The organism is Pseudoalteromonas sp. C12FD-1 (genome assembly GCF_037414265.1).
Classification (GTDB): domain Bacteria; phylum Pseudomonadota; class Gammaproteobacteria; order Enterobacterales; family Alteromonadaceae; genus Pseudoalteromonas.
Genome location: NZ_JBBEVD010000063.1, coordinates 194,023 through 207,009, shown reverse-complemented (window position 1 = coordinate 207,009; position 12,987 = coordinate 194,023). Strand labels below are relative to the sequence as shown.

Annotated in this window: 7 protein-coding genes; all 7 read left to right on the top strand. The window is 41.3% G+C overall.

Annotated elements, in window-relative coordinates:
• Positions 1–100 precede the first annotated feature (100 nt).
• The 7 genes from WDB87_RS09430 (at position 101) to hrpA (ending at position 12,969) form a co-directional block, all read left to right on the top strand.
• A complete protein-coding gene (locus tag WDB87_RS09430) occupies positions 101–2,326 on the top strand; it encodes an aminotransferase class V-fold PLP-dependent enzyme (protein WP_286244754.1) in 2,226 nt (741 codons plus the stop codon).
• A 340-nt stretch (positions 2,327–2,666) separates the two neighbouring features.
• On the top strand, positions 2,667–4,313 hold the full coding sequence (gene pgi, locus WDB87_RS09425) for a glucose-6-phosphate isomerase (RefSeq protein ID WP_337849736.1): 1,647 nt from the start codon (positions 2,667–2,669) through the stop codon (positions 4,311–4,313).
• Between the two features lie 268 nt (positions 4,314–4,581).
• Positions 4,582–6,054, top strand: a complete 1,473-nt coding sequence (gene zwf / locus WDB87_RS09420; protein ID WP_286244752.1) for a glucose-6-phosphate dehydrogenase — start codon at positions 4,582–4,584, stop codon at positions 6,052–6,054.
• 3 nt (positions 6,055–6,057) lie between these two features.
• On the top strand, positions 6,058–6,768 hold the full coding sequence (pgl, locus tag WDB87_RS09415) for a 6-phosphogluconolactonase (RefSeq protein ID WP_286244751.1): 711 nt from the start codon (positions 6,058–6,060) through the stop codon (positions 6,766–6,768).
• Between the two features lie 335 nt (positions 6,769–7,103).
• Positions 7,104–7,811, top strand: coding sequence for a SapC family protein (locus WDB87_RS09410; RefSeq protein ID WP_286244750.1), 708 nt, complete (start codon positions 7,104–7,106; stop codon positions 7,809–7,811).
• A 125-nt stretch (positions 7,812–7,936) separates the two neighbouring features.
• Positions 7,937–8,986, top strand: a complete 1,050-nt coding sequence (locus WDB87_RS09405) for an isoaspartyl peptidase/L-asparaginase family protein (RefSeq protein WP_337849735.1) — start codon at positions 7,937–7,939, stop codon at positions 8,984–8,986.
• Positions 8,987–9,081: 95 nt separating this feature from the next.
• On the top strand, positions 9,082–12,969 hold the full coding sequence (gene hrpA, locus WDB87_RS09400; RefSeq protein ID WP_337849734.1) for an ATP-dependent RNA helicase HrpA: 3,888 nt from the start codon (positions 9,082–9,084) through the stop codon (positions 12,967–12,969).
• The last annotated feature ends 18 nt before the right edge of the window (positions 12,970–12,987 follow it).

Sequence of the window (12,987 nt, the reverse complement as noted above, 5' to 3'; positions counted from 1 at the left end):
TAAACGCACCTAAGTTACTAATTGATTATTACCCAATGTGAATAAACTTATGTACTATTGGGTATAAGATATATTTTTTAGTAATAAAGGTGCGTTTTTAATGTCTGAGTTTTTATTGCACGATGAACAAGCTGCCCAAGTTTATCTTGATGCAAACGCTACAACGCCTGTTTTACCCTGTATTGCCGATGTGGTGTCGCACACCATGCAAATTTGTTTTGGTAACCCCTCTAGCCCCCATATTAGCGGTATACAAGCTAAGTACTTATTAGAACAAACAAGGCAAAATGCACGTAAAGTGATTGGCGCGCCCGATGGCGATATTCTTTTTACCTCAGGCGCGACAGAGGGCATACAAACAGCCATTGTATCAACGCTCATTCATGCTAAAAATCATACGATTAAAAACCCTGTATTATTGTACGGGGCAACTGAGCACAAAGCGGTGCCTAATACGTTAAAACATTGGAATAGCGTTTTAGGTATTAACGCCCAATTACTGGCTATTCCTGTTGATAGCAAAGGGGTTTTAGATTTAGCGTTTATTAGTGAGCACATAAATAACGCGCTAATGATTTGTACCATGGCGGTTAATAACGAAACCGGTGTTTATCAAGACCTAAACGCTATTGAGCATACTATTCGTAGTCGTAATAAGTCAGTATCTTGGATGGTTGATTGTGTACAAGCTTTAGGTAAACAGACGCTCGCGCTTAGCCGTACCAGTATAGATTATGCCCCGTTTTCGGGCCATAAACTGTATGCACCAAAGGGAATTGGTTTTTTATATATTAAAAATGGCAGCGCCTACACACCATTTATTGCGGGGGGCGGGCAAGAAAGCGGCATGCGCTCTGGCACCGAAAATTTACCAGGCATAGCAGGGCTTAATAAATTGTTTAACTTGCTGCTAGATCAAAACGACGACACATTTAAGTCGGTTGAGGTATTAAATAGCTATCGAGCACAACTACTTAATGCGCTGAAAAGTACCTTTGGAGATATAACCTTTAATCACGAGTTTTCACATTCTGTGCCTACCACCCTTAATTTTGCTGTCGATACGCTTACCTCCAAAGAGGTTATTGATTTATTTGACGCAGCAGGCATTAGAGTCAGTGGTGGCTCGGCGTGCAGTACCGGTGCAACGCGTAGTTTTGTGCTTGATGCAATGGGAGCCACTAATTGGCAAAGTGAAAACGCCATTAGGTTGTCGTTTGGGCCTGCTGCAACACAAGCGCAAATTAGCCAAGCATGCAAACGTATATGCTCGCTAAAGGCGGTATTAGAGGCCAATTGCTTAATAGTTTCTGATAGTGCGTCGCCAAAGCAAGAAGTGTGCGCGCTGGGATTAACACAGTTTAGACATAAAGGGGCGTGTAGTTGGCTGTATGTGAGTGACGACAACAGCGCCGTTATTATTGACCCGGTAATAGAGCTTATTCCGCGCTTTGAAAACATAGTAAGCACACAACAGCTCAACGTAAAAGCAATTTTAGATACCCACCATCACCAAGATCGCCCAAGCGCAGTGGCTTTGTTAAATGAAGTACTGGGCACAACACATACGATGCAAAATAGCATTGAGCTTGGTACAAAAACGCTAACCACAAAGCCAACCCCAGGGCACAGCAAAGACAGTGTGAGTTATTTATTAAAAGAGCGCGCCACAAACCATGTTGATTATTGTTTTTGTGGCGATTTAATTTTACCGGCAGGGCTTGGTAATACCTCGCTTGAAGGGGGGAGTGCGACACAAATGGCACACTCGCTTATTAGCCTTGGCGAGCAAATAAGTGATGATACGGTTATTTGTTCTGGGCATGACTATCAGCAATGCTTTGCCATAAACTGGCGTACAGTACGCGCACAAACGCCTTTGCTTAACCCATTATTAAATGAAGAAATAAATACAGCGCAATTTGTGCAGCTAAAAGCACAACACGATCAGCTGCATATACAAACTAGTAGCCAATTGTGTGGCTATGTACAAGCAGCGGTCCAATCACACACCAAGCAGCTAGACTTTGCACAAGCCAAAACGCTATTAACGCAAAAAGATGTGTATTTAATTGATACTCGTGAACCGTATGAACATGGTGCAATTAACGTGGCGGCGCTTTTTGCCGCGCCTTTAGCCAATACGTTTAATATTTCACTTAGCCGTATGGCTAACGCCATAGTGCAAAATCAATTAAACCCGCAGCATACTTATATTTTATTGTGTAGAAGTGGCAATCGCTCTAAAATTGCGGCAGCTAATTTACAGCAGTTAGGCTTTAAGAATATTTATAACGTAGCGGGTGGCTTGGCCTTGATGAGCTAATTTTTGGCCTAAATTTGTAAGTGTTTTAACCACTTTAATAGCCAGGCATCTGCCGCGCATGCATTTTATGCGTAATTCATGAATATTTAATAAATGTTGATTAAACTGTTAAATGCTTAAAATTTGTGGGTAATTAATTCATAAAATTTTTATGATACCGGTGTCAAAAGTAAAAAATTGCGTTATTATCTGCATCATAAATTATAAAAACAGCATTTTTATTGCTTTTTTCGTTATACTACGCGCTTGCTTTTTTATTAGCACTACGCGCAATTAGCGAAGTCTTTTTACCTAAAACTGTTTTTAAATCATTAGTTTAAATATTTTAGAGGATATTTACATGTCTAATCGTTCGCAATTAGCAAGTTGGCAAGCACTGCAAAATAGTGCTGCGCAGATGAAACAAACCCATCTAAAAACGTTATTTGCACAAGATAATACACGATTTGATGAATTCTCTACTCAAATTCCAGGTGTGTTGTTTGATTATTCAAAGCAGCGTATTGATAAAACTATTTTTGCACAACTCATCGAGCTTGCTAAAGAGTGTGACATTGCCTCTTGGCGCGACAAAATGTTCAGCGGTGAAAAAATTAATATTACAGAAGAACGTTCTGTTTTACATACTGCTTTACGTAATCGTGCTCATACACCTTTAGTTGTTGACGGCGAAGACGTAACACAAGCGGTTGATAACGAATTAGCAAAAATTAAAGCCTTTGTTGAAAAAGTACGCAGCGGTCAATGGCTTGGTTATACAGGTAAAGCAGTAAAAGATGTGGTAAGCATTGGCGTGGGTGGTTCAAACCTTGGTCCGCAAATGGCAACCGAAGCGCTTAAAGCACTTGCAGATGACACTTTAAACGTGCATTACGTATCTAATGCTGACGGTGTTCAAATTGCCTCTGTGTTAAAAGTAATTGATCCAGAAACAACATTATTTGTTATTTCATCAAAAACATTTACCACTTCAGAAACCATGACTAACGCCAAAACGGCCGTTGATTGGTTTTTACAAACCGCAAAAGATGACAGCGCCATTGCTAAGCATTTTGTTGCTGTTAGCACAAACTTAGAAAAAACCGCAGCCTTTGGTATTAGCGATGAAAACGTATTCACTATGTGGGATTGGGTTGGGGGTCGCTTTTCACTTTGGAGTGCGATAGGCTTACCTATTGCGTTATACCTAGGTTATGACGCGTTTGAAGCTATTTTAGAAGGCGCATTTGAAGTGGACGAGCACTTTAAAACAGCCCCATTTGAGCAAAATATTCCGCTTATAATGGCACTACTAAGTGTATGGAATACCAGCTTTTTAGGCTTTACGTCGCAAGCTATTTTACCGTACGACCAAGCGCTTCATATGTTACCTGCGTATTTACAACAAGGTGAGATGGAAAGTAACGGTAAACATGTTAACTTTGCAGGCGAAACCGTACCTTATACAACGGTTCCTATTATTTGGGGTATGACCGGTATTAACGGCCAACATGCGTTTTATCAATGTTTACATCAAGGTAATGTGATTGTACCTGCTGATTTTATTGCTTCAGTTAAGCCGCAGGTAGCCGTAGATAAACATCACGATATTTTATTATCTAACTTTTTAGCGCAAACAGAAGCAATGATGAGCGGTGTAGATGTACAGCAAATTACTGAAGATTTAGCCGCAAAAGGTAAAACACAAGCGCAAATTGATGAGTTGCTAAATCATAAAATTCATCAGGGGAACCGCCCTACAACATCTATACTGCTAGATACAGTTGATGCGAAAACAGTAGGACGCTTAATTGCGCTGTACGAACATAAAATTTTCTGCCAAGGCATAATCTTAGAAATTTGCTCATTTGATCAATGGGGTGTAGAGCTTGGTAAAGGCCTTGCCTCTAAAATTGAAAGCGAACTAACCGATGACAGCGTAAAACACGCTCACGATAGTTCAACAAATGGCTTAATTGCGTACTACAAGCAGCATCGTACGCAGTAATATATTCGCTTATGTAAATAAGCAAACCGAGTACCTTTGAACGGGTAGCGCTGGAGTTCTTAGGGCCTGTATTTTTGTGAGAGGATTTACAGGACTCCTAAGACTCATTTAATTGTGCAAATAGTCAAATAATAAACACAACAACTTAGCGTAAAACATTCAATAGGCTTTTATTAACCCTAAAAGCCACTGTCATTCAAGCACTAAACCTGCATACCAAGCGGCTTATGGAAGTCGCTTTTAGGTATTACAAACGTAGAGAGTAACTATGCTTAATCCTTTTGATATTATAATTTTTGGGGGCGGTGGTGATCTTGCGTTACGCAAATTGCTACCTGCAATGTACAGAGCATATCAAGAAGGCAACTTACCAGAAGGCTCACGTATTCTGCCTACAGTGCGTGAAGAAAGTAAGCGTGCTGACTACATAGAAACAGCACACAACGCCCTGAAAGAATTTTTAAGTAAAGGCGAATATAACGCTAAAGATTGGAAAGCATTTTCTACTTACTTAGTGCCTGTAGTTAGTAACGTAACCGAAGCTGACGACAACTGGGATGTACTTAAAGGCATTTTAGATGAGCACGACAGCAATAAATCTCGCGTATTTTACTTATCACTTCCGCCTGCTGTTTACGGCACATGTTGTGAAATTTTATCAACGAAAGGGCTAATCACGCCAACTTCACGTGTAGTTGTTGAAAAGCCAATTGGTTACTGTGGCGAATCTGCAGAGGCTATCAATGGTAAAATTGCAGAGTTTTTTGACGAAGAGCAAATTTTCCGTATTGACCACTATTTAGGTAAAGAGACAGTACAAAACCTTATGGCATTGCGTTTTTCAAACTCATTGTTTGAAAACATGTGGGATGCCAAATCTATTGATAATATTCAAATTAGTTTATCAGAGACGGTAGGCCTTGAAAGCCGTGCTGGTTTTTACGATAAAGCCGGTGCGCTGCGTGATATGGTGCAAAACCACTTATTACAATTATTGTGCTTAGTGGCAATGGAATCACCAAATAAACTAAACGCAAACAGTATCCGTACTGAAAAACTAAAAGTACTAGAGGCACTTCGTCCGTTACTTGAAGGTGACGTGGATGAAAATATCGTTCGTGGTCAATATGTACCAGGCGACTTAAACGGTAAAATTGTACCAGGTTACCTAGAAGAGCTTAATGAAGGTTCAAGCAAAACAGAAACCTTTGTTGCTATTCGTGCACATATTGATAACTGGCGCTGGGCGGGGGTACCATTTTACCTTCGTACAGGTAAGCGTATGGCTAAACGATGTGCAGAAATTGTGGTTGAATACAAAAAAGTATCGCACAATATTTATGAAGGAAACGTAGGTAATATTGAGCCAAACCGCCTTGTTATTCGCTTGCAACCTGAAGAGACGATTCAATTAACGCTTATGTCTAAGCGCCTTGATAACCTTGAAATGCAATTAGAGCCGGTAACGATGAATATTGAGCTTTCTCAAGCGTACAGCAATGGTTTCCATTCTGATGCTTACAAACGCTTAATGCTTGATGCTGCAGCTAATAACCCATCGTTATTTATACACCGTGACGAAGTTCGCCAAGCATGGAAATGGATAGATCCAATTATTGAGCGCTGGCAAACCAAAGGCAAACCTGCACTTTACCGTGCTGGTAGCTGGGGACCGGATGATGCTGATGAATTATTAGCTGAAAACAACCACGTGTGGTTTAACACAGGCGATAAGGCGTAAGGTATGGCAACACTTGTTGAAAAATTTTTTGACTCAAAAGGTGAGTTAACCGCTGAGCTATCACATACGCTTGAGCAATCTTTACGTGATGGTATTAAAAGTGATGGCCGTGCTGTGCTAATGGTATCGGGTGGTTCGTCTCCTGCGCCGGCGTACAAGCATTTATCAACGCTTGATTTAGATTGGCAAAACGTTGATGTTGCCATGGTGGATGAGCGCTGGGTTGAGCCAAACCATGAAAAAAGTAACGAAGCGTTTATAAAAAGCACTTTATTACAAAATTACGGCAGTGCAGCAAACTTCATTACAATGAAAAACGATGCCGCAACGGCCGAGCAGGGCACACAAGTATGTGAAGCCGCTTATAGTGCTTTAAAAGCACCGTACGATGTAACTATATTAGGCATGGGCCCAGATGGCCATACAGCGTCTTTGTTCCCACATGCGCAGGGCCTTGAGCATGGTTTAACAACCCAGCAAACTGTGTGCGCTATTAACGCTATAGAAAGTGACGTCACAGGCAGCATTACAGAGCGCATGACGCTAACGTTAAATGCAATAGCAAACTCAAAAGTGGTCAAGTTACTTATAAGCGGTGAAGAAAAGCTAGCGGTTTACAAGCAAGCTAAAGCGGGAGGCGAGGTAAACGATATGCCACTTCGCGCAGTGCTTAATCACCCGAGCATTAATATAGAAGTATATTGGGCGCCTTAATTTAGGTTTTCAATCACACTTTAAAGGCAGCTTATTTTAAGCTGCCTTTTTATTTGCCTAAATTTAATGCTATTTGTAGCAAAAAAAGTAGTGCTAACTGTTAACCAATGTTAACGGTTTTTATAAGGTTGTATTAAAAACAACCATGAGGTGCGGTGTTTTTAACCATATTCAGGTGGTTTTAGCTGTCTATTTTTTAGCAACGCACAGATTTAGTTAAACTTTATTTTTTCATGACGGTTGTCATAAAACTTTCCCTTCCTTTTTTCGTTCAAAAGCATTAGCCTAAAGGCATTAACAATGAAACATATATTAAAAATAAACGGAGCAGTAACATGGCGGAGCAACAAGTACAGCCTTTACACAACGAAAAGCATGCCAACACTAAAATTCAAAACGGCATCAACGTTGAATTTATGAAAACTCAACATTTAGTGCCAGTAGTTGCACACGAGTTTGCACGCGTAGCAAATGAATTTCCAATGTCTTTTGTTAAAAACAACGAAAGCGGTACTTTCCAAGCAGTTGCAATGTTTGGTCTAGAGCCAGGCGAAAACCTGTTTGTAGAAGATGGCAAATGGACAGCAGCTTTTGCTCCTATGGCATCAACGCGTTACCCACTAGGTCTAGTAAAGCATCCTGAGCAAGATCAATACGGTATTGTGATTGACGAAGCCAGCTCACTTGTTGGTGAAGAAGAAGGTAATGCATTATTTGAAAACGGCGAAGAAACAGAGTACTTGAAGCGTCGTAAAGAGTCTTTAGTGTCTTTCATTGAGTTTTCTCAAGTAACAGAAGCATTCACTAAATACTTAGCTGATAAAGAGCTACTAGTAGCGCAAACGCTAACTGTAGACATTAAAGGCGAGAAAAAAGACATTAACGGTATTTACCTTATCGATGAGAAAAAACTAAACTCACTTAGCGATGAAGAGTTTTTAGAGCTTCGTAAGCGTGGTTACTTAGCACCTATTTATTCGTTCTTAACATCTACTCACCAAGTAGCTCGTTTAGCACGTTTAAAAGCAAAACAAAGCGCGTAATTATATACACGTTTAGCTAAAAAGCGCCTGATGGCGCTTTTTTTGTGCCATTAAACTTGCTTTAGTTGAAATCTTCGTTGTAACCATTCACATTGTTTTTACCCTATTTGTAAAAAGAGCCCACTATGAAAAAAACAGTTTTATTATCGGTTTTAGCCAGCAGTTGCTTAGCCAGCAGTTGCTTAGCCTTCAGTACGCATGTATTTAGCGAACAAGCCCCGTTTGCCATTGCGATTCATGGTGGAGCAGGCACAATTGAAAAAGCAAAATTTACCCCAGAGAAAGAAAAAGCCTACCGAGCTAAACTAGCCGAAGCAGTAGAGGCCGGTTACAGCGTGCTTGAAAAAGGTGGCGAAAGCTTAGATGCAATTACCACAGCCATTAAAGTATTAGAACAGTCACCTTATTTTAATGCCGGGCGCGGTGCAGTGTACACCTATGATGGCAGCCATGAACTTGATGCCTCGATAATGGATGGACGAAACCGACAAGCGGGTGCAGTTGCTGGTGTAAAGCACATAGAAAGCCCAATTCAATTAGCCCGTTTAGTAATGGATAACTCAGTACACGTAATGCTAAGCGGCCAAGGCGCTGAAGAATTTGCAAAAGAGCAGGGCGTTGCGCTGATAGAAAATAATATATTTGATACTAAGCACCGTTATGAAGCACTTTTAAAAGCAAAGCAAAAATTAGAAAAAGAAAAAGCCACCAGCAAAAACTATCAAGCTGCGCATAAAGCCCTGCCAACAAATTATAAAATGGGCACCGTAGGCGCTGTGGCACTTGATAAAAATGGCAATTTAGCCGCAGGTACTTCTACAGGTGGCATGACCGCAAAGCGCTTTGGCCGCATTGGTGATGCGCCAGTGATTGGTGCGGGTACATTTGCAGAAAACGAGTCGTGTGCGGTGTCGGCCACTGGACACGGCGAGTATTTTATTCGCTACAGTGTTGCCAGCGATATTTGCGCGCGCGTTAAATATCAAAATAAAACCATTGAACAAGCAGGGGATGAGGTTATTAACCACGTGCTTGCACCTATAGGTGGCACAGGTGGCGTTATTATTGTGGATGCTAAAGGCCATATTAGTATGCCATTTAATACCTCGGGCATGTACCGAGCGAGCAAATCGAACACGCAAGCAACCTTTGTGGGAATTTTTAAAGAGCAATAGCGTGATATATATGCCTTATAGCGTTTGTAGGATTAACGCTGCGCGTTTATTTTGATACTATTAGCCCTCATTTATTAAATTTATAAGGTGTGCGGGTGGTAAACCTAGGTCAGTTGTTTGGCGAGCTTAAAACGTGCTTAAAAAAAGATCAGTTTATATTTAAAAAACGCTTACATGGCGTAAAAAAAATACACGATGAGTCTAAGCAGGCCAATGCCCTTGAAAAAATAGCAGCTGATATCACCCGCAGCCAGCAGCTACGTGTAAAACGTTTAGCAGAGCTGCCCTCTGTAACGTACCCTGAGCAATTACCGGTAAGTCAAAAAAAGGACGTTATTAAAGACGCGATTGCGAATAATCAAGTGGTGATTATTGCTGGCGAAACCGGTTCAGGTAAAACAACGCAAATACCTAAAATGTGTTTAGAGCTTGGCCGTGGGGTTGATGGCTTTATTGGCCATACTCAGCCAAGACGTTTAGCTGCGAGAAGTGTAGCTAACCGCATTGCTGAGGAAATGAAATGTGAGCTTGGCCAACAGATCGGTTTTAAAATACGTTTTAGCGATCAGGTGTCTAATAATACTTACGTAAAACTGATGACCGACGGTATTTTGCTTGCCGAAATACAACAAGACCGTTTTTTAAACCAGTACGACACCATCATTATTGATGAAGCCCATGAGCGCAGCTTAAATATCGATTTTATTTTAGGATATTTAAAAAACTTACTGCCAAAGCGTCCCGACTTAAAAGTTATTATTACCTCGGCCACCATTGATCCTGAGCGCTTTTCAAAGCACTTTGATGATGCGCCCATTATTGAAGTATCGGGACGTACATTCCCCGTTGAGGTGCGCTATAACCCTATAAGCGATATAAATAAAGACGCTATGGAAGCCGAAGGCGACCAATTACAAGGTATTTTTGATGCGGTAGATGAGTTGTGCGCTGAAGGGCCAGGGGATATTCTCATATTTTTAAATGGCGAGCGTGAAATACGCGATACCGCAGAGGCGCTCTCAAAACGTAATTTAAAACACACCGACGTATTACCACTTTATTCTCGCTTATCTAACGCAGAACAAAACCGTATATTTGCCCCGCATTCGCGCCGCCATATTATTTTATCTACAAACGTGGCCGAAACTTCATTAACGGTGCCCGGTATTCGTTATGTAATAGACCCAGGTACAGCGCGTATTAGCCGTTACAGCTATCGTACTAAAGTGCAGCGCTTACCTATTGAGCCAATTTCTCAGGCAAGTGCGAACCAGCGTATGGGACGCTGTGGCCGTGTTGAAGCAGGTATTTGTATTCGTTTGTACTCAGAAGATGACTTTATATCTCGTCCTGAGTTTACAGACCCAGAAATACTGCGCACTAATTTAGCCTCAGTTATTTTGCAGATGTTGGCATTAGGGCTTGGCGATATGAGCGAGTTTCCGTTTGTACAAGCGCCAGATAGTCGCAATATTAACGATGGTTTAACCTTACTTGAAGAGCTTCAGGCGATTAAGCCAAGTAAAAAGCGCCATCAAACGAGTTTAACGCAATCAGGGCGTGAGCTTAGCCGCTTACCAGTAGACCCGCGTTTAGCTAAAATGGTGCTTAGCGCTAATAAGCTCGGTGCGCTTCGAGAAGTTATTATTATTGTGGCTGCACTGTCGATTCAAGACCCACGCGAGCGCCCGCAAGAAAAACGCGCCGCAGCGAACGAAAAACATAGTCGCTTTGATGATCCTGACTCGGATTTTATTGCTTTTTTAAACCTTTGGAATTACCTAGAAGAGCAGCAAAGTGAGCTGACTAATAGCCAGTTTAGAAAGTTGTGCCAAAAAGACTTTTTAGCTTACATGCGTATTCGCGAGTGGCAAGACATTGTTTATCAAATAAGCACTGTGTGCAACGAAATGAAAATTAAAGCCACCACGCAAGTGGCTGACTCTGAGCTAATTCACAAAGCGCTACTGAGCGGTATGTTAAGCCACATAGGCTTTAAAGACGAAAAGCAAATATATAAAGGCGCTCGTAATAGCCAGTTTCATATCTTTCCGGGTTCTGGGTTATTTAAAAAGAGCCCCAAATGGATTATGTCGGCAGAGCTGGTAGAGACCAGTAAGTTATACGCACGTATTAACGCCAAAATAGATATTAATTGGGTAGAGCCCTTTGCACAGCATTTAGTAAAACGAAGCTACTCTGAGCCGCATTGGGAGAAAAAGCCAGGCGCTGTTATCGCGTTCGAGCAACAAACCTTGTATGGCTTATTGGTGGTTAATAAACGCCGCTGTGTGTATAGCAATATAGACCCTAAAGTTAGCCGCGAGCTATTTGTACGTACCGCCCTTGTAGAGCAAGAGCTTGGCTTAAATGAGCAGTTTTTAGCATACAACCGCGAGCTAATAGAAGATATTCAGGTGCTTGAGCATAAATCGCGACGTCGCGATATTTTGGTTGATGAGCAAACGTTATTTGAATTTTACGATAAAAAAATACCTAAGGAAATCAACAACCGTGCAGCTTTTATAAAGTGGTATAAGGCTCAAAAGCAACAAGACAAACGCTACCTATACATGACTCGTGAAGAGCTTATGCAGCACGGCGCAAGTAATATTACTGAGTTTGATTACCCAGATACATGGCAGCAAGATAATATCATTTTGCCGCTGAGCTATCATTTTGATCCAGGGCAAGCCGTTGATGGGGTGGCTGTACAAATACCGGTAGCACTTTTAAACCAAGTACAAGAAACCGGGTTTGATTGGCACATACCGGCCTTTAGGCATGAGCTAATAAGTGGTTTAATTAAATCGTTACCTAAGTCGTTACGTCGTAACTTTGTACCTGCTCCCAATTACGCTGACGCTGTACTGGCTGCCATTGAGCCTATGCAAGGCAGCTTACTTGATGCACTTACTACACGCTTACTAAGAATGACAGGTGTAAAAGTAGATTTAGAAGCGTGGGATTTAAACGCACTGGCGCCTCATTTAAGGTTGCAGTTTGAGGTTCGTGACGAGCACGATAAATTGCTTGCACGCGGCCTAGATTTAGCAAAACTAAAAGCACAGCTGCAAGGTAAAGTAACCGATACGCTTTCCAAGGTGGCTGATAAAGGCATTGAAAAAGCAGATTTAACGCAATGGGACTTTGGTGCTTTGCCTGCCTCGTATGTTAAAAAGCAAGGCCAATACGAAATAAAAGCTTACCCAGCGCTGGTAGATAAAAAAGCCACAGCGGCGATTGAGCTGTTTGATAGTGAAGAAAAAGCGCAGCAAGCGCATCAGCAAGGTTTACGTCGTTTAGTATTATTAAATGTACCGTCGCCGATAAAGTACCTTCAGCAAAACTTGCCTAATAAAGCCAAACTGGGCTTGTACTTTAATCCGTTTGGTAAAATTGCAGATTTAATTGACGATTGTATTGCAGCTGGCGTAGACAGCTTATTAATAAAACATGGCGATATTCGTGATGAAGCGGCCTTTAATAAAGTTAAAGAGCAAATTAGGGGCGAACTAGGCGATGCAGTGGTCGAAATTGCCACACAGGTTGAGCAAGTTTTAAGCATTGCCCACGCGTTACATAAAAAAATGAAAGGGCGTGTCGATTTAACTATGATAACTGCCCATGGCGATATAAAATCGCAGCTTGAGTCACTTATCTTTAAAGGGTTTGTGAGCGCTCACGGTGCGAATAAAATGCCCGACCTTATTCGTTATTTAAAAGCGATTCAAAAACGTTTAGAAAAACTGCCTGTTGATCCTAACCGCGATAGATTGTGCGTTTTAGAGCTTGAAAAAGTAGCGCAAGAGTACAAAAAGCTCGTAAATAAAATTCCAAAAGGCTTGCCTATTCCACAACAGGTAAATGCTATTTTTTGGATGCAGCAGGAGCTTAGGGTGTCACTGTTTGCGCAAACCTTAGGTACCCCATATCCTATTTCTGCAAAACGCGTGATGAATGCGATAAAAGAGATAGAATAAAACTTGCATTTTCTATTA